Source organism: Streptomyces termitum (assembly GCF_014650175.1).
GTDB classification, from domain to species: domain Bacteria; phylum Actinomycetota; class Actinomycetes; order Streptomycetales; family Streptomycetaceae; genus Streptomyces; species Streptomyces termitum.
This window is the reverse complement of the sequence record NZ_BMUL01000023.1, coordinates 43,245-67,026: the sequence shown is the minus strand read 5'-3', so window position 1 is coordinate 67,026 and position 23,782 is coordinate 43,245. Positions and strand designations below refer to the sequence as shown.

Below are 23,782 nucleotides of genomic sequence, written 5' to 3'. Positions count from 1 at the left end.
CTCCCTCGCTCGTCCGCCGTCGTGCGGCACACCTTAACAACGGCGCGGTTTATTCGATGCACCCGCATCGGTACCGGGGTACGGTGTCGGCCATGGTTTCGATGCGAGCGCATCGGAACGTCGGAGGGGAAGGAAGACCATGGCGGAGGACGCCCTGTGGAAACTGCCGGCCACGACCCAGGCACAGGCCGTGCGCGGCGGGCACGTCTCGGCGGTCGAACTGCTCGACAGCCACCTCGACCGCATCGCGGAGACCGACCCGCGCGTGAACGCGCTCACGCGGGTCCTGGCGGACTCCGCCCGCGAGACCGCCCGGCGGATCGACCGCCGGAGGGCGGCCGGCGAGGCGCTGGGGCCGCTCGCGGGCGTGCCCTTCACGGTGAAGGAGAGCACCGCCGTCGCGGGCGTGCCGACGACGTTCGGCGCGGAGCGCTTCCGCGACCTGGTGACGCCGGACGACGCACCGCCGGTGGCGCGGCTGCGGGCCGCCGACGCCGTGCCCGTCGGGCGCGGCAACGTGCCGACCCTGATCCTGGCGGGGATGCACACCCGCAGCGAACTCTTCGGCGACACGGTCAACCCGTGGGACCCGGCCGTGACTCCGGGCGGTTCCAGCGGGGGCGACGCGGTCGCCGTGGCGACGGGCATGGCCGCGCTCGGGCTCGGCAACGACTCCGGGGGCTCGCTCCGCGTCCCGGCCCACTTCTGCGGCGTGGCCGCGCTGAAGCCGTCCACCGGCCGCTTCCCGGCCGACCACCGCGTCCTCGGCCCGGACGACCCCGGGCCCGCCTCCCAGTTCCTGGTCACCGACGGGCCGCTGGCCCGGACCGTGGCCGATCTGCGGCTGGCGTACGAGGTGCTGGCCGGGACCGATCCGCGCGACCCCCGGGCCGTGCCGGTGCCCGCGTACGGCGCGCGGCTCCCCGGCCCGGTCCCGGTCGCGGTGGTCGCGGACCCGGGCGGGCACGGCGTCCATCCGGCCGTCCGCAAGGCCGTGGAGACCGCCGCCGACGCGCTCCGCGACGCCGGGTACGACGTGCGCGAGGTGCCGGACGTGCCCCGGCTGGACGAGGCGCTCGACGCGTACGGCCGGATCGTCATGACCGAGTTCGCCCCGGCCTGGCCGATGGTGCGCACGCTGCTCGGGCCGGGCGGGGACCGGTACATCGGGATGTCGATGGAGCGGACCTCGCCGGCGGACGCGGACGAGCTGGTGCGGCTGACGGGCACCTGGATGGGCGTCCGCCGCGCGTGGGCCGGGTTCCTCGACACGTATCCGCTGCTGCTCGGCCCGTCGTTCACCGAGCCGCCGGTCGCACCGGGTCTCGAGTCCCGCGACCGGGCCGGGCACGAGCGGGTCGGGGCGGGCATGCGGCTGTGCACCGCGACCAGCTTCGCCGGCCTGCCCGCCGTGGCCGTGCCGACCGGCACGGCCGACGGACTCCCCCTGGGGGTCCAGGTCGTGGGGCGCGCGTTCCGTGAGGACCTGTGCCTGGACGCGGCCGGGGCGATCGAGGACCGGCTGGGCGTCCTCACTCCGATCGACCCGCGCGGGGCGCGCTCCGGCCGGTGAGCCCGGGGGCGCTGTCGGTGCCGGTTCCTATGCTGGCGGCATGAAGATCACCGAGCGGGAGATCATGGAGTCGTGGCGCCGGACGGCGGACGGACACCCCCTTCTCCGGGAGTCCGGGCCGCCGGCCTTCGCCCCCTCCGAGGAGGAGTGGGACGAGTGGGCCGACCTGGCGGAGGGGGAGGGCGACGACCGGCTGTTCCTGTTCCTGCCCGGGGACGGGACCGTGCGCGGCCGGTACGCCGCCGTCCAGGAGCAGTTCGTCGCCCGTGAGCTCGCGCAGGTGCTGTACCTGCTCGCCGAGCACGCGATACGCCGGCGCGGCGGCGGCCCGGAGGAGGTCGCCGACGCGCTGGGGCGGATCGACCCGGCCTGGGGCAGGAGGTTCCGCGACGGCGGTCTCGACGACCCCGGGACGGTGGCGGCCTGCGGGCGCGACCCGCTGGAGGGCTTCGCCTGGGTGGCCGAGTCCTGGCACGAGCAGGCGCCCTACACGACCCTGGCGTTCTACCGGGCGGCGCCGGGCCGGACCGTGGACCCCGAGCGGCTGGCCCTGCTGTACGGGGCGGATCCCGCGCAGGTGGCGGCCGGCACCCGGCTGAAGGACCTGCTCGCAAAGGACGGCGGCCGGAGCCACTGGGACCGCCAGTGGGAGAGCTGCGCCTACGGACGGGAGGGCGAGTGGACGTTCCTGCTGCACCACGACTCCCCGCCGGGGGCCTTCGCCGACAAGGAGGCGTACGCGGCGCTCGGCATCGAGGAGAGCGTGTGGCTGTCCGCCACCTCCGCGAAGGCCATCTACACCCTCGACTACCTGAGGGGCGGCCGGCTCGTCTCCGACGATCCGGAGAGCGTGCTGGAGCTGATCTGGTACGAGCGCGGCCGGGCCCCCCACATCAGGGGCGGCGTGCTCGACTTCCACAACCGGGCCCTGCGCCGCGCCGAACTGGACCACCCCGGGCTGACCGACACTTTCGCCCTGTACTTCCACGCCCTGGAGGAGTCCCTCGGACTGCGCCTACCGCGCCGGGACTTCGAGGAGGGGCTGGTGCGGACCGCGTACTGGGCGGGCCGGACCCGGCCCGATCCGAAGGAAACGCTCTAGGGCCTGTCTGATAATTCGCGTCGGATCAGGCCGGGTCGTTCGGTGCGTGCGATCGGCGTGCGGCCGGGGCACCCTCGTAGCGGAGCTACTTGGGTGTTTCGGCCGTACGGCTGGGGGTCCCCCCTCTGGGGGAGTGCGTGCCGGGCGGGCCGGACCCGGCGGGAATTGTCAGACAGGCCCTAGCCGCCCAGTTCCTTCACCAGGGAGTCCGCCTCGGTCCGGTTGAAGGCGCCGGAGATCTGCATCTCGTCCCCGTCGATGCGCGAGTTGACCAGAGGGGCGCTGATCAGGCGGTCGCCGAGGACGATGGCGATCTGGTTCTGGGGCGGCTGCCGGGTGGCCGCCCGGGCGGTGAGGGCGGAGAACCGCTGTCCGTCGCCCTCCTCGAAGGTCACCATGACCGCGAACTGGGTGTCGAACTGGGTGCGGACCTGCTTGAGCCGCCGCACGCTCATGCGGTCGGCGTCCCGGGTGGAGATCCGGTAGCAGATGTTCTGCTTCTTGTCGTAGAAGGTCGGCGGGGCCAGTTTGTCCGTGCACTCTCCCTGTTCCGACTGCTCCACCAGGGCCAGCCGCAGGTCCTGCCGGACCACGAGGGGCTCGTCGGGGCGGCTCAGCAGGTAGACGCCGCCCCCGCCGGCGAGGAGGGCGGCCAGGGCGACGCCGAGGAGGGGGCCGGTGCGCCGCCGGGCCGGGGCCGGGCGGGGCAGGCGCCGGGTGCGCGGCGGAGCCGGGCGCGGGGTGCGGGCGGTGGCGGCGTCGGGGCCGACCGTCCGCCGGGCCTCGTCGGCCTCCTCGGTGCGCTGCCTGCGGTGCCGTTCGATGGCGTCGGACCAGTCGTCGGGGAGCCAGGCGGCGGCGCCGTGCGCCCGGGGCCGGGCGGCGAGGACGGGTTCGACCAGGGCGAGCAGGGCGCCGGGGGTGGGGCGTGCGGCGGGCTCGACGGCGAGGCACGGCCGGATCAGCGCGGCCGCCCCGGCGGGCAGCCCGGTCAGGTCGAGGTCGGCCTCGGCGGCGCGGACCAGCTGCTCCATCGCCGTGCCCTCGCCCATGCCCCGGTAGGGGCTGCGGCCGGTGACGAGGAAGAAGAAGGTGGCGCCGAGCGAGAAGACGTCCGACGCCGGGGTGGTCGGTTCCCCGCGCGCCTGCTCGGGGGCGGCGAAGGGGATGGTGCCGAGCGCGGTGCCGGTGCGGGTGAGGTCGGCGGCCTGCGAGATGCCGAAGTCGATGACCCGGGGGCCGTCGCCGGGCAGCAGGATGTTGGACGGCTTCACGTCCCGGTGGACGAGGCCCGCCGCGTGGATGCCGACGAGGGCCTCGGCGGTGCCGGCCGCGATCCACGGCAGGGCCTCGACGGGCAGCGGGCCCCGGGAGACGACGAGGTCGCGCAGGGACGGGGCGGGGATGTACTCGGTCGCTATCCAGGGGACGGGCGCCTCGGCGTCCGCGGCCACGATCCCGGCGGTGAAGGGGCCGTGCACCCGCTGGGCGAGGGCCGCCTCGCGGGCGAAGCGGCGCCGGTCGTCGGGGGCGATGTTCCCGCCGTCGGAGGTGAGGAGCGTCTTCACGGCGACCGTCCGGCCGCCGGGCGAGCGGGCCACGTACACCCGGCCCATGCCGCCGCTGGCCAGTTCGGAGAGCACCGTGTACGGGCCGATCCGGTCCCCCGGGCGCGCGCTCCCCGTCCACCCCGCCTGCATCACGCCTCCCTTGTGGCCCGCCGTCGCGGCCCGCCCGGGAAACGGGCCGGGCGTCGCGGCGGCGGGAGTACCGCACCGTCATGATCCCCTCCACCCCAGCACAGCGGCCGGGTCCTCCACCGGGCTTTCACGGCACGGTTATCCGGCTGTGTCCCACGGAGGGGCCGGGAGGCGGGAAGGGACGGGGCCGGACACGGCGACGGCCTCCCCCACCGGGACGGTGGGAGAGGCCGCGGTGGCGTCCGGTGCCGGGGCCGTGCGTGCCGTACGGGAGGGGTCAGCCCTTCTCGACGGGGACGGGCGTCCCGTCCGTGCTCGGGCGGCCGGCGGCGCCGGACTCCTCGGCGAGGCGCTCCATGCCGCTGGTCGTCTTGAGCGGCTTCTCCTTGACGAAGAGGACCGCGATCACGGCCAGCAGCGCGAAGGGGGTGGCGACGAGGAAGAGTTCGCCGGTGGCGGTGCCGTACGCCTGCTCCACGATCTCGCGGATCGGGGCGGGCAGGGTCGTCATGTCCGGCACGGCGCCGTGGCCGGAGCCGCCGCCCTGGGCGGGGACGCCGGCCTCCTGGAGGCCCTTGCTCATCTCGGTGGCGACGCGGCTCGCGAGGATCGCGCCGAGGACGCTGGTGCCGATGGTGCCGCCCAGGCTGCGGAAGAAGGACAGGACGGAGGTGGCGGCGCCGAGTTCGGCGGCGGCCACGTCGTTCTGCGCGGCCAGGACGAGGTTCTGCATCAGCATGCCGACGCCGACGCCCATGACCGCCATGTAGAGGCTGAGCAGGCCGAAGTGGGTGTCGGCGCCGATCGTGGAGAGGAGGCCGAGGCCGGCGGTCATCAGGATGCCGCCCGCCACCAGGTAGACCTTCCAGCGGCCGGTCTTGCTGATGATCTGGCCGGCGACGGTCGAGGAGACCAGCAGGCCGAGGATCATCGGCAGGCTCATCAGGCCGGCGACCGTCGGGGACTTGCCGAGCGAGATCTGGAAGTACTGGGAGAGGAAGACGGTGCCGCCGAACATGGCCAGGCCGACGAAGAGGCTGGCCACGGTGGTGAGGGTCACCGTGCGGTTGCGGAAGATGCCGAGCGGGATGATCGGCTCGTCCACCCGGGACTCGACGAACACGGCGGCGACGAGGAGGACCAGGCCGCCGCCGGTCAGGGCCGCGGTCTGCCAGGACGCCCAGTCGAAGCTGTTGCCCGCCAGCGTCACCCAGATGAGGAGCGCGCAGACGCCGGCGACGATGAGGAAGGCGCCGAGGTAGTCGATCTTCGCCTCGCGGCGGACGACCGGCAGCTTCAGGGTCCGCTGGAGCAGGAAGATGGCGAGCAGGGCGAAGGGGACGCCGATGAAGAAGCACCAGCGCCAGCCCAGCCACGAGGTGTCCACCAGGACGCCGCCGATGAGCGGTCCGGCGACGGTGCCGACGGCGAAGACGGCGCCGAACATGCCCGCGTACTTGCCGAGCCGGCGGGGCGGGATGATCGCCGCCATGACGACCTGGGCGAGGGCGGTCAGGCCGCCGGCGCCGATGCCCTGGGCGACCCGGCTGAAGATCAGCAGGCTGACGTCGTGGGAGAAGCCCGCGAGCAGCGAGCCGACCACGAAGAGGCCGAGGGAGATCTGGAGGAGCAGCTTCTGGTTGTAGAGGTCGGCGAGCTTGCCCCACAGCGGCACCGTCGCCGTCATGGCGAGCAGTTCGGCGGTGACGACCCAGGTGTACGAGGACTGGGTGGCGCCGAGGTCGGCGATGATCCGGGGCAGGGCGTTGGCGACCACGGTGCCGGCGAGGATGGACACGAACATGCCCGCCATCAGCCCGGACATGGCCTGGAGTATCTGTCGGTCCGACATGGAGGTCGGGGACGCCTCGACCGGCGCCGCTGTTGAGTTCACTGCTTCTCTTTCAGGTGTTCGTTCAAGGGGTGGGAGCCGCGCGGGGGCGGCTCCCGGGGCAGGAGGGTCTTCCCTCGGAGGGAGGGTGGCCGGGTCAGGACCGGGCGGCCGGGTCGGCGAGGCCGGAGGCGACGTGGGCGAAGGTCTCGCGGAACACGTCCGCGAAGCCGACCTCGCCCTGCCGGACGCACCAGTGCTCGACGGCGACGCGGACGGCCGTCGTGCCGACGGCGGCCAGGAGGCGGGGGTAGAGCCCGATCTCCTGTCTGCGCCGCTGGTCCTCGGCGGTCGAGAAGGCGGGGCGGTCCGGGGTGAAGAGGGGCGAGCCCTCCCCGATGCGCTCCGCCAGCGCCTCCGCGAGCCCGAGTTCGTCGGCCATGTGGGCGCCGATGCTCCGGGCGAGCAGTTGGGGGGCGGCGCGCAGGACCTCCGCGTGCAGGTGCCACAGGTCCCGCTGCCGCTCGATCTCCTCCAGTTCGGCCGCCAGCGCCTCGCGCAGCGCCTCCAGGGGGGAGAGCGCGCGGGGGGCGGCGAGGACGGCCCGGCGGACGCGCTCGCCGGAGTCCGCGCCGATCATGACGAAGACCTCGTCGCGGGAGTCGAAGTAGTTGAAGAAGGTGCGCGTCGACACCCCGGCGGCCGCGCTGATGGCGTCGACCGTGACGTGCTCGACGCCGTGCTCGGCCGCGAGCCGTACGGCCGCCTCCACCAGGGCGGCGCGGGTCGCCTTCTTCTTCCGCTCCCTCAGCCCGCCCCGGGCGGTCACGCCTTCCGTCATGCGTGCATGCTACGCAAAAATGCAGAGCCTGCAAAAATTATCTCCGGCCCTGCCTCGCCCCGGCACGTGTGCCGGGGCGAGGCAGGGCCGGAGAAGGGCCCGGCTCGCCCGGGGGCCGGGCGGTTCAGAGCCCGGTGGGGAGCCGTTCGGGCCGGTGGGGCGGGGTGGGGGCGGGGCCGGGCGCGGGCGGTTCGGTGCGGCGGCGGCCGGGGCGGACGGGCCACCAGAGGTGGCGGCCGAGGAGCGCGGCGGCGGCCGGGACGAGCACGATCGACAGGACGAAGGCGGAGAGCAGGATTCCGAGGCCGGTCGCGAAGCCGATCTGGCGGGTGGAGGGGTTCGACCCGGTGGCGAGGCTGCCGAAGGAGGCGGCGAGGACGACGCCGGCCGTGGCGATGGCCGGCGCGGTGTGGCGCACGGCGCGGGCGACCGCCGCGCGGGCCGGGCCGGGGCGCTCCATCTCCTCGCGGACGCGGTCGCCGATGAGGATGTTGTAGTCGGTGCCGATGGCGACGACGAAGAGGAACAGCACCAGCGGCAGGGTGAAGTCGACGCCCGGTTCGCCGAGGCCGTGCTGGAAGACCAGGGTGGCGGCGCCGAGGGTCGCGGCGAAGCAGAGGCCCACGGAGAGCATCAGGACGACGGGGGCGAGCAGGCTACGCAGCAGCACGAGCAGGATGAGGGAGATCAGGCCGGCGGCCACCGGGAAGACGGTCCTCAGGTCCTTGTCGACGGCGGTGGACATGTCGGCGAGGACCGCCGCCGTGCCGCCGACGTGCGCTTCGAGCCCCTGCGGGGTGTGGGCCCGCACGGCGGCGCGCACCGGGCCCGAGACCAGGTCGCGGGCCTCCCGGGTCCGGGAGTCCGCCGTCGGGTAGAGGTCGATGCGGACGGCGTCGCCGCGCGGGGCGGGGACGGGGGCGCCGACCTCGCCGACGCCGGGGATCCGGGCCAGCGCGGCGGGCAGTCCGCCCAGGTCCCCGGCGGTGATCCGGCGGCCGTCGGGGGCGGTGACGTAGACGGAGGCCGGGTCGGAGACGCCGGCCGGGAGGGCGCGGGCGATCTCGGCGGCGGTGGCGGCGGCCCGGGTCCCGGACGGGGTGCCGCCCTGCCCGAAGTCCATGCGGATGCCCACGAGGCCGGCGGCGAGCGCGCCGAGGAGGGCGGTGCCGGCGAGGAGGGCGGTCAGCGGGCGGCGGGCGACGCGGTCGGCGGTCCGGTCGGCGAGGCCGGTGCGCGGCGGGTGCTTCAGGGCGCGGGAGGGCCGGAACATGCGGCGGCCGGTGACCGCCAGCAGGGCGGGCATCAGGGTGAGGGCGGCGAGGAGCATGACGAGCACGGAGACGGCGACGGAGGGGCCGAGCACCCGGAACTGTCCGAAGGTCGCGGTGCCCAGGGTGGCGAAGGCGGCGACGATGGTGAGGGCGGCGGAGGTGACGGCGGTGCCGACGCGGGCGCCGGCCTCGGCCGCGACGGCGCGGGCGGGCGCGTCGGGGCGTTCCCGCAGCAGTTCCCGGAAGCGGAAGAGAAGGAACAGGAAGTAGTCGACTCCGATCCCGATGAGGACGACTCCGATCAGGCCGGGGGTGGAGGCGTCCAGGGAGATGCCGGTGAGGAGGGAGCCCGCGACGACCGCGCCGGTCGCCGCGCCGCTCACCACGACGACGGCGAGGAGCGGGACGAACGCGGCGAGCACGCTGCGGAAGACGAGGACGTGGACGAGGACGATCAGGCCCATCATGAGGAGGCCGGTGACGATCCGGGTCGTCTCCTCCGCGTCCAGGGTGTCGACGGTGTCGGCGAGGCCGCCGGTGAATCCGGTCCGCAGTCCCTCCGCGGCGAACGCCGCCTCGGTCTGGGCGCGGAAGGTGCGGTAGAGGCTGTGCATGCCGGTGTCGTTGGTGTTGCCCACCAGACGTACCGGGATCAGTTCGAAGGTGCCGTCCGGGGCGGCCATCGCCGCGCCGACCCGCGGGGTCTGCGAGTGGTCGACGAGGAGGAAGGGGATCTGGTCGTCCTCCTTCGTCGCCGTGTCCGCCGGGTCGGGCATCGTCACGCGGCGGCTGCCGATCTCCCGGGCGACGGCGTCGACGCGCTTCAGGTCGGGGCCGGTCAGCGGCTCGCCGTCGGGGCGGGCGACGAGGACGGTGACGGTGCCGGCGTCGGACGTGACGCCGAAGCTCTCCTCGGCGATCCGGAGCGCGGCGGCGGAGTCGTACCCCCGGGGCAGGAAGTCGGCGCTCCGCGCCTGGGTGGCGCGGGGCCCGAGCGCCCCGGCGACCACGGCGAGGAGCATGCCGACCACCGACCACAGGGCGATGACCTTCCAGGGATGGCGGGTGGAGAACCCGGTCAGGGCGCGTATCACGTACTGCCTCCGGCAGAGGGGGAAGAGGGAGGGTGCGGGGGGGGCGGCGCCGGTGTCCCGGGGCCGCTTCCAGCACATCAGCGCGGACGCGCCGGATCCTCCGCACCGGGGACGAGAAGCGGACTGGGAGCCCGGTGCCGCCGGAGCCCCCGGTGGGAGCCCGCTCCCAGGCCGGGTTCCTCCCCCGGTCCCCGCCGGACGGGCCCGGGGGCGGGGGAGAATGGGCGTTCGGGTGGCCGGACGGGCCCCGCCCGGGAGCCGTACGAGAGCAGCCGAAGGAAGCCGGGGAAGAAGAACGCGATGGCCATGACTCCTGCCGTGCCGGGAACCACCGGGCGGCGTCCCGGGCCGGGCGGGGACGCGACGCCCTGGACGCGGAGCGACGCGCTGGTCGCCGTCGGCGCCGCCGTCCTCGACCTGATCGGCTTCACCCTCACCAGCCAGGCCACCCGGGGGTCCGTGCCGGTGGCCGGCTGCCTGCTGGTGACGGTGTCCGCGCTGACGCTGCTCGCGCGGCGGCGCGCCCCGCTCCCGACCCTGGCCGCCGTCCTGGCCGCCGGGCTCGCCGGGCATCTGACCTGGCCGGTGGGGCAGGGCTTCAACGCCGCCCTGACCGTCGCCCTCTACTCCGTCGTGCGCGCCCGGGGTCCCGCCGTCTACGTGCCGGCGGCCCTGGTGGGCGCGGTGCTGCCGCTGGCCGCCGGGCGGCCCTGGCCCCGGGACGTGCTCCTGACGCTGGCGGGGAACGGCGCGGCGGTGCTGTTCGTCATCGCGGTCGGGCTCGGGGCGGGCCGCTGGCACCGGGAGGTCGAGGCGCACCGCGGGCTGCTCGCCGAGCGGGCCGTGGCCGACGAGCGGCGGCGCATCGCCCGGGAGATGCACGACATCGTCGCGCACCACATGACGACGATGCGGCTGATGGCGGGCGGCGCCCGCGCGAACCTCGACCGGAACCCGGAGCTGTCCCGGGAGGCCCTCGTCACCCTGGAGGACCTGGGGCGCACGGCGCTGGGCGAGATGCGGCAGCTGCTCGACGTGCTGCGGGCCGGCGACGACACCGGGGCGGAGCCGACCTCGCCGCAGCCGGGCGTCGCGGACCTGGAGCGGCTCGTCGCCGAGTCGGCCGGGGCGGGCCTGCCCACCGGCTTCGAGGTGCGGGGCGCCTCCCGGCCGCTGCCGGCGAGCGTGGAGCTGACCCTGTTCCGGGTGGTCCAGGAGGCCCTGACCAACACCCGCAAGCACGCGGGGAACGGCGCACGCGCGCGCGTGCTCCTCGTGTACGGGGAGGACGAGGCGGCGGTGGAGGTGCTGGACGACGGGGCGGGGGCGCCCTCCGGGGCCGTACCGCCGCCCGGCTCCGGTTACGGTCTGATCGGCATGCGCGAGCGGGTCGCGCTGCACGGCGGAAGCCTGGAGACGGGCTTCCGGGACGGGGCCGGCTACCGGGTCGCGGCGCGGCTGCCGCTGCCCGGGGAGAAGGGAGCGGGGCGATGAGCGGGGCTGCGGGCGGGACCGTGGACGGCACGGGGGACGGCGGCGGTACGGGGGCGGCCGGAGCGGCGGGCGGTGGCGCGGGCGGTACGGGGGCGGTCCCGGCGGCGGACGCGGTGGCGGGCGGTGCGGCGGGGGGTCCGGCGACGGGCGGGGGCGACGGTGTCATCCGGGTGCTGATCGCCGACGATCAGCTCCTCGTGCGCCGGGGGCTGGTGCTCATGCTGGGGCCCGAGCCCACCGTCGAGGTCGTCGGCGAGGCCGCCGACGGCGCGCGGGCCGTGGAGCTCGCGGTGCGGCTGCGGCCGGACGTGGTCGTCATGGACATCCGCATGCCGGTCCTGGACGGCATCGCCGCGACGGAGCGGCTCACCCGGGAGGCGCCCGGGTGCCGGGTGCTCGCGCTGAGCACCTTCGACATGGACGAGCATGTGGTCGCCGCGCTGCGCGCGGGCGCCTGCGGCTTCCTGCCCAAGGACGTCTCGCCCGAGGAGCTGGTCACGGCGCTGCACGTGGTCCACACCGGGGAGGCGGTGGTGGCGCCCCGGCTGCTGACCCGGCTCATCTCCTCGTACGTGACGGCGCCCCGGCACCCGGCGCGGCCCGCCGCCGGGACGCTCCCGGAGGGCGTGCTCGACGCGCTGACGCCGCGCGAGCGGGAGGTGTGGCGGCTGATCGCGACCGGTCTGGACAACTCCGGGATCGCGGCGGCGATGGCCATCAGCCCGTCGACGGTGAAGAACCACATCACCGCCCTCTTCACCAAGCTCGGGGTCCGCGACCGGGCCCAGGCGGTGATCGCCGCCTACGAGGCGGGCGTGGTGCGGGCGGGCGAGCGGGTCTGACGGGCCCCTCCGGCGGGGGCGGGGCGGCCCGGAAGCGGGCCGTGCAGACGTCTTGTCACCGGCCGCCCGGCAAACTTACGCTCCAGTAAGTAACCCGTGGGTAACAGCCGCGTACCGGCGACGCCTTGGCATGCCCACGACACTCCCCCACTTCGGGCGCCCCACCCGAACGACGAGCGAGGAGCACTCCTTGAGCCGCAGGAGCATTCTTTCCCGCACCCCCCGCACTCCCCACGCCCCCCGTACCCCCCGCACCGGCCGCCGCCTGCTGGCCGGCGTCCTCGGCGGCGCCGTCTGCGTCGGACTGTCGGCCGCCCCGGCCTCCTCCGCCGGGACCGACGCCCCCGGGCCCGTCGTCTCCCGCGGGGTCACCATCCCCGCCTTCTACACCCCGCCCGCCGAACTCCCCGGCGAGAACGGCGCCCTGATCCGCACCGAGCCCCTGCCGCTCGGCCTGTCCATCCCCGGCCTGGACGGCCGCCCCATGCCCGGCACCGCGACCCGGCTGATGTACCGCTCCACCGACTCGACCGGGGCGGCCGTCGCCGTCACCGGCGCCTACATCGAGCCGTCCGCCGCCTGGAAGGGCGGCGGGCCGCGCCCCCTGGTCGCGGTGGCCTCGGGCACCATGGGCCAGGGCGACCAGTGCGCCCCGTCCTTCGCCCTCCAGCACCCGCTGACCCTCACCGGCGACACCCTGTCGGTCGGCTACGAGGCCCTGTCGGTCTACCGGCTGCTCGCCACCGGCGCGGCGGTCGTCGTCACCGACTACGCCGGGCTCGGCACCACCGACCGGCTGCACACCTACGTCAACCGCGTCGACGAGGCGCACGCGCTGCTCGACGCGGTGCGCGCCGCCCGCGCCGTCCCCGGCGCCTCCGTCACCCCGGCCTCCCGCACCGGCCTCTACGGCTACAGCCAGGGCGGCGGCGCCAGTGCCGCCGCCGCCGAGCTCCAGTCCTCCTACGCCCCCGACGTCCCCCTCTCCGGCACCTACTCCGGCGCTCCCCCGGCGGACCTCACCGCCGTCATGAACGGCATCGACGGCAGCGCCCTCGCCGGAGCGCTGGCCTGGGCGATCAACGGGTTCGCCCAGTCCGACCCCGACCTGCGCGCGGTGGTCGACGCGAACGTCAGCGCCACCGGCCGGGCCGCCCTCGCGGACGCCTCGACCATGTGCGTCGGCGACGCGATCCTCGGCTACGGCTTCACCAAGAGCGGCAAGTGGACCGTCAGCGGCGCCTCCCTGGGCACCGTCATCGCCGCCGACCCCCGGGCCAGGGCCGCGCTGGACAAGCAGCGCATCGGCAGGCTCAAGCCGTCCGGACCGGTCCGGCTGGCCACCGGCACCCAGGACGACATCGTGCCGCACGCACAGGCCCGGCAGCTGGCCGTCGACTGGTGCGCCAAGGGCGCCGCCGTCACCTACGACGCCGTCGTCCTGCCGAACCTCGGCGACAAGATCCTCACCAACCACCTGGTGCCGCTCGTCACCGACCAGGGCGACGCCGTCTCCTGGCTGGCCGACCGGCTCGCCGGCAAGCCCGCCGGCGGCAACTGCTGGACCATGCCCTTCCAGCCCTGACGGCCCCGCGCGGCGCGCGCCGCGCTCACCGCAGCACCGCTCCCGTCACGGCCGTCGCCGCGAGCACGGCGACGGTCAGGACGTGCAGCGCCGCGTCCCCCTTCCAGGAGCGGCGCTCGGCCGCCATGTCGAGCGTGAAGTCGGCCGGATCATCCGGTGCGTGATGGACCGTCACCTCGCGGCCGCGCGCGCTCGCGGCATCCGGCAGGCTCCCGCCCCAGTGGGCCGTGACGACCGCGCCCGCGCGGGTGGTGAAGGAGACGACCGGGGTGAGGGTGGTCAGGACGTGGCCGTCGTCCTGGTCGACGCTCACGTCCCGCAGGACGGCGACGATCCGCCCCCGCACGGCCTCCATCGCGGCCAGTTCGGCGCGCCGCTTCCGCCGGTCCCGCGCCGCTCCGGGCAGGAGGACGGCCGCGTAGACCGCGCACGGCCCGGCGCCGCCGATCAGGGCCCACGGCCAGCCCCGCTCGACGGCGACGAGGGCCACCAGGCCGGCGCAGGCCAGGAAGAGGGCGAGGCCGGGGCGCCCCAGGCCCCGGCCGGGCCGCTCGCCGACACGGGTGAAGCGGTACGCGTGCGGCCTGCCCTCCGGGTGGGCGATCCCGACCTCCCGACCCTCCCAGGCCGCGCTGAAGGTCGTGCCGCGCTCCCCCTCGTTCGTCACGACGACCTCCCGCCCGGAGTCCGGGTCGCGGTAGGCGACGACCACCGACACGCCGTCCCTGCGGCTCCCGCCGTGGCGCGGCTCGCGGACCCGCACGACGCGGCCCGTCGCCCGGACGGTGTGCCGCTCCCCGGTCAGCCCGGCCAGCGCGGCACCGTACCCGGCGAGCGCGAGCACGCCCCACACCGCGCACCACAGCCTGAGAATCACGTTCCAGTCCACCGGAGTTCCCCCTTCTCCCGCTTCCGTCAGTCTCCGGTGCGCCGCAGCACCCGGCCCCGGCCGTCCGCCTCCAGCGTCCGCGCGCCGCCGTCGCCCGTCACCACGATCCGGAGGACGAGCGGGCCGGCGAGCGCGTCGGCGGTCACCTGCCACTCCCCCGCGCCGGCCTCCTCGACCAGGGCGGGGAGGCGGTCGTACGGCAGGGAGCGCGGGTCGAACCCGCCGGTCCGCGTCCCTCCGGACGGGGCGAGGACCACCGTCAGCAGCCGCTCCCTGACGACCAGGGTGAGCGCCCGGCGGCCCTCCGGCCGCTCGGTCAACGACTCGACGGCCGCGCGGAGTTCGCCCGGGTCGAGCATCGACCTGCCGGGGCCGAGGACGACCGTGCCCATGCCCGACGTGACGGTGGTCGTGGAGCCGCCCCCGGAAGCCGTCGCCGCGGGACCGGGGCGGGCGGGGGCGGTCCCGGCGAGGCCGAACAGCTCGGCGCGCAGCGGCAGGAGCACGGCGGCCACGCCGAGCAGCAGCCCGAGCAGGACGAGGTACCCCTCCTCCCGGTACCCGGCGGCCTCCCCGCCCAGGAGCGGGCCGGGCGCCGGGTCCAGGCTCGCTCCGGCGGCCCGCTCCTCCCACTCCGGCGTCGGCCGCCGCACGATCCGTATCCGCTCCGGCCGGTCCGGCGGGTACGTGACCACCACGGCCCCGCCCGCCCGGAGGTCGGCCAGTTCGGCGACGTGGACCTCCTGCCGGATCTCGACGCGGAAGGCGGGCGCGCCGTCCGGCACGACGCTCAGCTCGAACCGCGTCGGCATGTCGGTGGCCTCGCCCCCGGCGGCCTCCAGGGCCTCGATCCGGGCGAGCGCCGTGCGCGGTGCGACCGCCGCCTCGCGGCGTCGGCGCGGCCGGGTGGCGAGGAGGAGCAGGCCGTAGGCGGCGCCCAGGAGCGGCCCCAGGACGACCAGCGACGCCCGCTCCAGCACGCAGCCGACGACGAAGGCGGCGACCGCCCCGCCGACCGCCGCGCCCGTCAGGACCTCCCGGAGGAGCCTACCGGGCCCGGGCCGCGCGGGCGGTGTGTCCGCCGTGATCGTCATGGGGTGATTCTGCACGCCGGACGCCCCGGCCGACAGCCCTCGACTCCCTTGAGCGCAAGGGGTGTTCGGGGTCAGGCGTCCGGGAGTTCGGGGCGGCCGCCGACCCGGGCGACACCGGTCTCGTAGGCGAACACCACGGCCTGGGCGCGGCTGCGGAGGTTCAGCTTGGCCATCAGGCGGTGCAGATGGGTCTTGACGGTGGAGTCGCTGACGCACAGCCGCTCGGCGATCTCCTCGTTGGCGAGGCCCTGGGCGACCAGGGCGAGGACCTCGATCTCGCGCCCGGTGAGCAGGTGGGTCGCGTCGGGGGCGGGCCGGGCGGGCCGCGGGTCGTGGCCGACGTGCTTCTGGACGAGGCGGCGGATGCGGGCCGGGGCGACGAGCAGGTCGGCGGCGAGGGTCGCCTCGACCGCGTTGAGGAGCTGCTCGGGCGGCATGTCCTTCAGGAGGAAGCCGCTACAGCCCGCGCGCAGGGCGGCGTAGACGAACGCGTCGTCGTCGAAGGTGGTGAGGACGAGGACGCGCGGGGCCGGGTCGAGGCCGAGGGCGAGGATGCGCTCGGCGGCGGCGAGGCCGCTGAGCCGGGGCATCTTGATGTCCATCAGGATCAGGTCGGGGCGGTGCGCGCGGGCCGCCGCGACGGCCTCCTCGCCGTCCGCCGCCTCCACGACCGGGCCCAGCCCGGCCACCGTGCGCAGCAGGGCGACGATGCCGGAGCGGATCAGGTGCTGGTCGTCCACCACCAGGATGCGGGCCACAGTGCTCCTCGGCCTCGGGAGGCGTTCGCGCCTCGGTTCAGCCGCTCCGCCCCCGGTCCGGGCGGGCGGGCTCCTCCAGGGGGAGGCGGAGGCACACCTCGAACCCGCCCCCGGGGCGCGCCTCGGCGGTCAGCGAGCCGTGCCAGATCTTCGCCCGTTCCCGCATTCCGATCAAGCCGTGCCCCGAACCCCGGCCGGAGCCGGCCCCGTGCGCCCGCCGCGACGGGTCCGGGCCCGGGGGCCCCTCGTTCCGTACGGTGACCCGGAGTTCGCGGTCCCGGTAGGCGACGGTGACGGCGGCGGCGCGGGCCCCGGAGTGCTTGACGACGTTGGTGAGCGCCTCCTGGACGACGCGGTAGGCGCACAGTTCGACGCCGGGGTGGAGGGGGCGGCGCGGGCCGAAGAAGCCGACCTCGACGCGCAGACCGGCCGCCTCCAGGCGTTCGGCGAGGGCGGGGATGCGGCCGATGTCGGCGAGCAGGTCGTCGGGGATCGGGGCGTCCGGGCCGGGCGCGCCGGGCCCGCCGTCCGGGTCCGCGAGGTCGTACGTCCGCAGGACGAGCAGCAGGCGGCGCAGGTCGTCCAGGGTGTCCCGGCCGGCCGTGGCGGCGACGCCGAGGGCCCGGTGGGCGGCGTCGGGATCGGAGCGGAAGGTGTACTGGGCGAGGCCCGTCTGGAGGGTGACGATGGTCATGTGCTGCGAGATCGTGTCGTGCAGTTCGCGCGCGATCCGGAACCGCTCGTCGAGCACGGCCCGGCGGGCCTCCTGGCGCTGCTGCTCGTCGAGGAGGACGGTGAGCCGCCGCAGTTCCGCGTTGCGCCGGGCCAGCCGGCGCTGGGCGAGTCCGAAGGCGCAGGCGACGGCGGGGACGATCAGCGCCTGCACGGCCGTCACGGGCCAGGGCAGCCGGCCGCACGCCCCGCTGAGGGCGATGACCGCCGCCAGGACCACCGCCCCGCAGGCCGTCCGGCCGCGCCGCTCCCCGGCGGCGACGGAGACGAACGCGACCGCCGGGCACCAGAAGTTGAGCGAGGGCTGGTAGCCGAGGAGCAGGTAGGCGGCGAACGCCGCCGCCGTGGCCGCGAGCACCCCGAGCGGCCACCGCTCCCGCAGGGCGAGGGGCAGGGCGGTCAGCAGGGTCAACGCGTAGGCCCAGCGGTCGAACGGCGGCCAGGGCGCCGGGTGGTAGAAGGTGCCGATCAGACAGCCCGCGACGGCGAACCCGACGGCCAGGGCCACCGCCGCGAGCCGTGGGCGGAGGGCCTCCAGCGCGGACATCCCGACAGGGTAGACGACGGTCCCCAACTGCTCGCCCCTCCAGGTGAGTCGTGCGCGCCCGGCGGCGGGCGCGGCCGTCCCGTCGCGGCCCGGCGGCGGTGCCGGGGACCGGCGGTCCGCCGGTCCCCGGTGCCGTGGGCGGCGGCCGCGTCCCCCGTCGCCGCCACCGCCCGCGCCCGCCGGCGGCCCCCCGTGCGCGCCCGGCGCGCCGGCCCGCGGAGCGGCGGGGGCGAAGCCCGCGCGCCCTCCCCGGCCGGCCGGTACGACGACCTTAGGAAGGACCGGCGGGCCGGGCATCCCGCCGTGGTGCCGGGCTCCCGTCGACTTCCGGAGACGTGCCGGTACGCGGGGGTGGACCGGAGCCGCAGAAGGGACCGCCACGGGCCGCTTCCCGTCAACCTGGGGCGTACGGCGCCGAGCCGAGGGGCCGCGGGGGTACGGCGGAGGTCGGCCCGGAAGTTCCACCCCGCACCGGACGCGGGGCCGCCCGGCGGACCGTACCGTCAAAGGCCACGACGGACCGGAGGATCGCCGGGAAGCGGGAACGGGGACTCCATCACCCGCGCCCCGGCGGATCGTTGACGGGCCGTCACTTCCATCGCTCCGCGCCACGCGACGTACCACGGGGGAACCACCATGCGCCTCGCACGCGAGATCCTGAAGACCTGTGCCCTGGGGGCCGCGGCCGTCGCCGCCGTGCTCTCGACCGCCGCCTGCGGGCCCGGCGGCGGGGCCGAGGGGGCGGGCGCGCCGTCGTCCGGCGCCACCGGGACGCGTACGGGTACGACCCCGAGCGCGTCCGCCGCGCCCGACGACGCCCCGTCCTCTCCCGCCGCCCCGACCACCGCGCCCGGCAAGAGCGGCGGCGGCAAGGGGAAGGGCACGGGCGGCGGTTCGGGCGACGTCGGGGGCGACGGCGTTCCCGGCACCCCGTGCACCGACGACACCTTCACGATCACCGCCTCGTCCTCGCCGCACGACTCGCTCCAGCACCTGCTGCTCACGGCGACCCACACCGGTGACGAGCCGTGCGTCCTGGGCGGGTATCCGGCCGTGACGTTCGGGGACGCGCGCCACCGGACCTCGCTGATGCCGTCCCAGTTGGAGGAGTTCCTGGTCCGGCCGGGCGGGAAGGCGTACGCGGGCGTGCGCCTCTTCCGGACCGGCGCGCCGACGGACGCGGTGGAGAAGATGGGCGTCAGCCTCTCGCCCGAGGGGTACGAGCAGGACGTGGCGCTGCCCGCCGGCGCGCCGTTCCTGAACGTCGACGCCGCGCCCGAGGTCACGTACTGGACCGGCAGCGAGTCCCTGGCGGTGCGGCAGTCGCTCGCCGACTGAGCCGCCGTCCCACCACCGCCCCGTCCCGCCACCGCTCCGCCACCCCCTTCGCCTCCCCCGGACGTGCCGTCCCCTTCACTGGGACGGGTGATCTGTCGGGCCCCGGCGCTACCTCCCGCCGGGGTGGGGCGTTGGGGTGCGGTGACGCCTTTGCAGTGACGGTTCTGCATCCACGACCTGCGGATTCCCCAGCGAATCCCGACCGGTCGGCGGGCCGGGGGCCGGCGTCGTGACGGTGAGGTCGATCCGACGGTGGGAGTGGCGAACGTGTGGGCAGCAGGCCAGGTCGGTGGGGGCGCCCTGATCGGGCGGGACGGCGAACTCGCCGCGCTGGGAACGGCGCTGGCGACGCACCGGCTCGTCACCGTGACGGGCGCGGCCGGAGTCGGCAAGAGCCGGCTGGTCCGGGAGGCGACGGGCCGGGAGGCGACGGTCGGGCCGCCCGGCGGGCCGCACCGGACCGTGGTGCGCGTCCGCTGGCACGACGGCGTCCCGGCCGGTCCCCGGGCGCTGGCCACCCGGATCGCCCGGGAGCTGGACACGGCGGCCGGCGGCGGACCGGGCGGCGGCGCGCTCCCGGGACTCGCGGCGGCCGTGCGGGCCCTGCCCGGCGGCGCGCCGCTGCTCGTCCTCGACGACGTCGACCCCGTGCTCGCCGACTGCGCCGGACTGGTCCGCGCGCTCCTCGCGGACGTACCGGCCCTGCGGGTGCTGGTCACGGCGCGCCGCCCGCTGGGCGTCGGCGGCGAGCACGTGCTGCGGCTCCCGCCGCTGGCCCCGGCGCCCGCCGCCGAGCTGTTCCGCGCGCTCGCGGAGCGGCGGGGCCTGGCCGGGGCGGTGGACCGGGCGACGGCCGCCCGGGTGTGCGCGCTCGTGGAGGGGGTGCCGCTGGCGCTCGAACTGGCCGCGGCGCAGCTGGAGCGGCTCGGGCCCGGCCGGCTCGCCACCCGGCTGCGGGGCGGGCAGTGCTGGCTGGCGGCGCCCGGCGCGCCCCTGCTGCGGCACCGGTCGGTCCGGGCGTCGATCGGCGCCGTGCACGCCCTGTGCGATCCGGTCGTGCGCACGGTCTGGCGGCGCCTGAGCGTCTTCACCGGCTCCTTCACCGAGCAGGCAGCGGTCTTCGTCTGCGAGGAGGCGGACCTCGCCCCCGCCGACGTGCCGCGCGCACTCGCCGCCCTGGCCGAGGTCGGCGTGCTGCGCGCCCCCGGGCCGCCCGCCGCCGCACCCCCCAGGCCGCTCCGCGAGCCGCGTCTCCTCATGGGCCGGGCCGCCCGGGACTTCGGGGCCGAACGGCTCGCGGCGGCCGGCGAGTCCGCGGCGGCGCGGGCCCGGCACGCCCGGCACTGCCGGAGCACGGCGGCCGTCGCGGAGACCCTGTGGAACACCGGGCTCCAGCAGCAGGCCGTGGGCCTCGTCCGCGACGGCCTCGACGACCTGGGCGGTTTCCTCGACCACGCGGCACGGCACCCCGTGCACGCCGAGACGGCCGTGGAGACCGTCCTCCACCTCTGGTTCTGGTGGGCGGCGCACCACCGGGGCGCGGAGGGCGTCGCCCGTCTCCTCGCCCTGCTCCCGCTGCTGCCCCCGGACAGCGCGCTGACCGCGCGGGGGCAGTGGCTGGCCGGCTGGCTGGCCGCCGACGCGGACCCGGCCACCGCCCGCTGCCTGCTGGAACTCGCCTGGCCCGCGGCCGTCCTCGCGGGCGACGACGCGCTCGTCGGCCGGATCGCCCACGCGCACGGCACGCTCGCCTGGAAGCGGCGCGACCTGGTCTCGGCCGCCGAGCTCTACCGGCAGGCCGCCGACACCGTCCCCGAGCACTCCCCCGGCGGCCCCGGCCCCATGGTCAGCCTCGCCGCCCTGGCCGTCATCCAGACCCGCACCGCCCCCGCCGCGGCGGCCCGCACCGCGCGCCGGGCCCTCGCCCAGCCCGCCGGGGGCCACGACACCTGGGCCACCGCCCTCGCGCAGTACGCCCTGGTCCTCGCCGACCACCGGGCCGGGCGCACCGGGCGCGCCCGGTACCGGGTCCGGCGCGCCCTCGCGCACCTGGAGGCCCGGCTCGACGCGCCCCAGGCGCACACCGCCCTGGCCCGGCTGCTGCGGCACCTGGACCGGGTGCCCGCGCTGCGGGAGCCCGCCGGTCCGCCGGAGGGGCACGGCGCCCGCCGGGACGCGGCCGTGCCCGCACCGGCCGGGCGGGAGGCGGGCGCCGCGCCGCACGGCGGCCGGGGGCCGGTGCGGGGGGCCGTGGGCGGGCGCTAAATCGCTGGTCGGGGCGGCGGCCCGCACAGAAGAATGGGCCTCCTCGCACACGGGAGGGAATCCATGAGCCAGGCGTACCTGACGCTCGACGCGCTGCTGCCGCCCCAGGAGTTGGCCGCGGCGCTCGAAGCCGGGCATGTGACCCGCACGTCGCATCCCGAACTGCCGCTGTCGATCTACACGTACACGCGCGTCTGCCAGTACGAAGGCGTCTGGAACCGTGTCACCACCCGCTGCCGCGGCCTCGTCGCCGACGACCGCAGCGGGCGGATCGTGGCCCTCCCGCTGCCGAAGTTCTTCAACGTCTCCGAGCACGAGGCCCGGCTGCCGCACGCGCCCGCGCTGCCCGACGAGCCGTTCGAGGTGTACGAGAAGGTCGACGGGAGCCTCGGTCTCGTCTTCCACTACGAGGGCCGCTGGCGGGTCGCCTCCAAGGGCTCCTTCACCAGCACCCAGGCGACGTGGGCGCAGCGCCGGCTGGACGCCGCCGACACCGCGCGGCTGGTGCCCGGGGTGACGTACCTGATGGAGATCGTCTACCCGGAGAACCGGATCGTCGTGCACTACGGCGACCGGCGGGACCTGGTCCTGCTCGCCGCCTTCGGCCCGGACGGCGCGGAGCTCGGGCTCGGCGAGGCCGCGGCGGCGTGGGAGGGCGTCGGGTCGGTCGTCACCGTGCACCCGCCCATGCCGCTGGAAGCGCTCGTCAAGCTGACCGAGACGAACACGCTGCCCGACGGCTCGGCCGCCACCGGCACCGACGCCGAGGGCTTCGTGCTGCGCTTCGCGTCCGGTGTACGGGCCAAGGCCAAGCTCGCCGAGTACGTGCGGCTGCACAAGATCCTCACCGGGATCACCGCCCGGGACATCTGGCGCGGGCACGGCGTCCAGCGCTTCGCCGGCACCTCCGCCAAGCGCCTCGCGCAGGGCCTCGGCCTGTCGATGGCGGAGCTCGGCGGGGTCCGGGCGCGGGGCGGCCGGCCGCTGGACGCCCTCCTGGAGCAGGTGCCGGACGAGTTCGACGCCTGGGTGCGGTCCGTCGTGGCGGGCCTGGAGGAGGAGTTCACCGTCCGGGAGCGGGCCGTCGACGAGGCGTACGCACGGCTCGCGCCGCTCGCCGCCGACCGGGGCGCCTTCGCCCGCGCGGTGAAGGAGCTGGCCGACCCGGTGCTGCGCTCCGCCCTGTTCCTGCGGCTCGACGGCCGCCCGACCGACCTGCTCGTGTGGCGCGGCCTGCGCCCCGAGACCGCCGATCCCTTCAACACCGACGAGGAGAACTGACCGTGCCCGTGGTCCACGTGATGACCGGACTGCCGGCCTCCGGCAAGACGACCGCCGCCCGCGCCCTCCAGGCGGAGGCGGCGGGCCGGATGCGCCGCGTCAACCTCGACGACCTGCGCACCATGCTCGACCTGCCGGGCGGCGACCGCTCGCGGGACCACGAGCGGACGGTGCTCGACATCCAGGACGCCGCCGTGCGCGCCGCCGTCGACGACGGCTTCGACGTCGTCGTCGACAACACCCACCTCACCCCGCACATCCCGCGGCGCCTGAAGGCGGCCCTGACCGGCCGGGCGGCCGACTTCGTCGTGCACGACTTCACCGATGTGCCGGTCGAGGAGTGCCTGCGCCGCGACGCGGCCCGCGAGCGGCCGGTGGGCGAGGAGATCATCCGCATCCTCGCCGAGAAGCACGCCAAGGCGGTGCGCGGCGGCTGGCGGCTGACCGCCGCATGGCTCGCGGACCGGCCCGGCGTCACCCCGTACGTCCCCGATCCGGCGCTGCCGCCGGCCGTGCTGTGCGACATCGACGGCACGCTGGCGCTGCGCGGCGACCGGGGGCCGTACGACTTCACCCGCTGCGGCCTGGACCTGCTCAACGGTCCGGTCCGGGACGCCCTGCGGGCCTTCCGCGGCGCCCACGGGGACCGCGTCGTGCTGCTCTCCGGCCGCAGCGAGGACCACCGGGCGCTGACGGAGGAGTGGCTGGAGCGGTACGAGGTCCCCTACGACGAGCTGTGGATGCGGGCCTCCGGGGACGGCCGCTCCGACGACATCGTCAAGGCCGAACTGTTCGACGCCCACGTCCGGCCCCGCTACGCGGTCCGCGTGTCGCTCGACGACCGGGACCGGGTGGTCGCGGTATGGCGCCGCATGGGCCTGCCCACCTGGCAGGTCGCTTACGGCGACTTCTGAGCCGCGGGCCGGACCGGTCAGGAGTCCTGGACCAGGAGCCGGCCCCGGGTGCCGTCGGCGGAGACGAAGGCGAAGAGTCGCGGCGCGGCGCCGAGGTGGAGGCGGAACGGGGTCCAGTTCGTGTCCAGTTGCAGCAGGAGCCGCCAGGAGTCGTCGCCCGGGTGGGGGTCGCCCTGGAAGAAGGAGGGCGTCCCCCCGATCCGGTCGCCGTCGCCGGTCTCCTCGGCGGGGCGGAGGTCGGGGGTGTAGGCAGCGGGCGCGCCGGTCCCGTCGTAGAGGGTCGGTCCGGCCGTCAGCGGGAGGACCGGCCCGTCGTGGGCGCCGCCCGGCTGCACGATCACCGCGTTCTCGCCGCCCTCGGGGTCGATGACGTCGGGGTCGAAGAAGTCCTCCCCGTGGTCGGCGTGGGTGACGAAGAGGTACGCCAGCCGTCCTTCGCCCACCGGCCCGAGGACGGGCCCCAGGGCGATCTGCCCGATGAAGCGCATCGGCCGGCCCCACGCGGCACTGACCGGCCGCTGCGGCCCGGCCAGCCACGCCGGCCGACCGCCGAACCGGGTGGTGGGGGCGGTCCCCGAACCGCCGGTCGCGCGGAAACCCGCGATGCGCTGCGCCTTCGTCATACCCG

At 76.2% G+C, this 23,782-nt stretch carries 18 protein-coding genes; 9 read left to right on the top strand and 9 right to left on the bottom strand.

What is annotated here, in order from left to right; all coding sequences use genetic code 11:
• Window positions 1-139 precede the first annotated feature (139 nt).
• Entirely contained in the window at window positions 140-1,573 is a 1,434-nt protein-coding gene (locus IE219_RS29300; protein ID WP_189982972.1) for an amidase, read from the top strand.
• A gap of 40 nt (window positions 1,574-1,613) precedes the next feature.
• On the top strand, window positions 1,614-2,675 hold the full coding sequence (locus IE219_RS29295; RefSeq protein ID WP_189982970.1) for a hypothetical protein: 1,062 nt from the start codon (window positions 1,614-1,616) through the stop codon (window positions 2,673-2,675).
• Between the two features lie 179 nt (window positions 2,676-2,854).
• On the opposite strand, the gene IE219_RS29290 is transcribed toward IE219_RS29295, so the two are convergent.
• The 4 genes from IE219_RS29290 to IE219_RS29275 all read right to left on the bottom strand — a co-directional run bounded on the left by IE219_RS29290 (window position 2,855) and on the right by IE219_RS29275 (window position 9,415).
• Window positions 2,855-4,375: a serine/threonine-protein kinase gene (locus IE219_RS29290; protein WP_229850173.1), complete on the bottom strand. Its 1,521-nt coding sequence runs from the start codon at window positions 4,373-4,375 to the stop codon at window positions 2,855-2,857.
• A gap of 277 nt (window positions 4,376-4,652) precedes the next feature.
• Window positions 4,653-6,227 carry an MDR family MFS transporter gene (locus tag IE219_RS29285; protein ID WP_189983014.1) on the bottom strand — a complete coding sequence of 525 codons (1,575 nt, stop codon included), beginning with the start codon at window positions 6,225-6,227 and terminating at the stop codon, window positions 4,653-4,655.
• Between the two features lie 136 nt (window positions 6,228-6,363).
• Entirely contained in the window at window positions 6,364-7,047 is a 684-nt protein-coding gene (locus IE219_RS29280; RefSeq protein WP_189982966.1) for a TetR/AcrR family transcriptional regulator, read from the bottom strand.
• A gap of 124 nt (window positions 7,048-7,171) precedes the next feature.
• Complete coding sequence (locus IE219_RS29275; RefSeq protein WP_189982964.1) at window positions 7,172-9,415, bottom strand: MMPL family transporter; 2,244 nt, start codon at window positions 9,413-9,415, stop codon at window positions 7,172-7,174.
• A gap of 300 nt (window positions 9,416-9,715) precedes the next feature.
• Here IE219_RS29275 and IE219_RS29270 point away from each other — a divergent pair, with 300 nt between their 5' ends.
• From IE219_RS29270 to IE219_RS29260, 3 genes are all read left to right on the top strand, one after another.
• The gene (locus IE219_RS29270; protein WP_189982961.1) at window positions 9,716-10,909 is read left to right on the top strand and encodes a sensor histidine kinase; all 1,194 of its coding nucleotides are present in this window, start codon (window positions 9,716-9,718) and stop codon (window positions 10,907-10,909) included.
• A 113-nt stretch (window positions 10,910-11,022) separates the two neighbouring features.
• On the top strand, window positions 11,023-11,751 hold the full coding sequence (locus IE219_RS29265) for a response regulator (protein WP_373298911.1): 729 nt from the start codon (window positions 11,023-11,025) through the stop codon (window positions 11,749-11,751).
• A 190-nt stretch (window positions 11,752-11,941) separates the two neighbouring features.
• A complete protein-coding gene (locus IE219_RS29260) occupies window positions 11,942-13,336 on the top strand; it encodes a lipase family protein (RefSeq protein WP_229850158.1) in 1,395 nt (464 codons plus the stop codon).
• Between the two features lie 25 nt (window positions 13,337-13,361).
• Here the strand turns inward: IE219_RS29260 and IE219_RS29255 are convergent, their stop codons facing one another.
• The 4 genes from IE219_RS29255 to IE219_RS29240 all read right to left on the bottom strand — a co-directional run bounded on the left by IE219_RS29255 (window position 13,362) and on the right by IE219_RS29240 (window position 17,356).
• On the bottom strand, window positions 13,362-14,225 hold the full coding sequence (locus IE219_RS29255; protein ID WP_189982956.1) for a DUF3592 domain-containing protein: 864 nt from the start codon (window positions 14,223-14,225) through the stop codon (window positions 13,362-13,364).
• Window positions 14,226-14,251: 26 nt separating this feature from the next.
• Window positions 14,252-15,319, bottom strand: coding sequence for a hypothetical protein (locus IE219_RS29250; protein WP_189982953.1), 1,068 nt, complete (start codon window positions 15,317-15,319; stop codon window positions 14,252-14,254).
• 71 nt (window positions 15,320-15,390) lie between these two features.
• The gene (locus tag IE219_RS29245) at window positions 15,391-16,077 is read right to left on the bottom strand and encodes a response regulator (RefSeq protein WP_189982951.1); all 687 of its coding nucleotides are present in this window, start codon (window positions 16,075-16,077) and stop codon (window positions 15,391-15,393) included.
• A 37-nt stretch (window positions 16,078-16,114) separates the two neighbouring features.
• Complete coding sequence (locus tag IE219_RS29240; RefSeq protein ID WP_189982949.1) at window positions 16,115-17,356, bottom strand: sensor histidine kinase; 1,242 nt, start codon at window positions 17,354-17,356, stop codon at window positions 16,115-16,117.
• 636 nt (window positions 17,357-17,992) lie between these two features.
• Here IE219_RS29240 and IE219_RS29235 point away from each other — a divergent pair.
• From IE219_RS29235 to IE219_RS29220, 4 genes are all read left to right on the top strand, one after another.
• Window positions 17,993-18,694: a DUF4232 domain-containing protein gene (locus IE219_RS29235; protein ID WP_189982947.1), complete on the top strand. Its 702-nt coding sequence runs from the start codon at window positions 17,993-17,995 to the stop codon at window positions 18,692-18,694.
• 267 nt (window positions 18,695-18,961) lie between these two features.
• Window positions 18,962-20,959: an ATP-binding protein gene (locus IE219_RS29230; protein ID WP_189982945.1), complete on the top strand. Its 1,998-nt coding sequence runs from the start codon at window positions 18,962-18,964 to the stop codon at window positions 20,957-20,959.
• Window positions 20,960-21,022: 63 nt separating this feature from the next.
• Window positions 21,023-22,240, top strand: coding sequence for a T4 RnlA family RNA ligase (locus IE219_RS29225; RefSeq protein WP_189982943.1), 1,218 nt, complete (start codon window positions 21,023-21,025; stop codon window positions 22,238-22,240).
• A 2-nt stretch (window positions 22,241-22,242) separates the two neighbouring features.
• Window positions 22,243-23,154, top strand: a complete 912-nt coding sequence (locus IE219_RS29220) for a phosphatase domain-containing protein (RefSeq protein ID WP_229850157.1) — start codon at window positions 22,243-22,245, stop codon at window positions 23,152-23,154.
• A 17-nt stretch (window positions 23,155-23,171) separates the two neighbouring features.
• Here the strand turns inward: IE219_RS29220 and IE219_RS29215 are convergent, their stop codons facing one another.
• The gene (locus tag IE219_RS29215) at window positions 23,172-23,777 is read right to left on the bottom strand and encodes a YwqG family protein (RefSeq protein WP_189982941.1); all 606 of its coding nucleotides are present in this window, start codon (window positions 23,775-23,777) and stop codon (window positions 23,172-23,174) included.
• Window positions 23,778-23,782 lie beyond the last annotated feature (5 nt).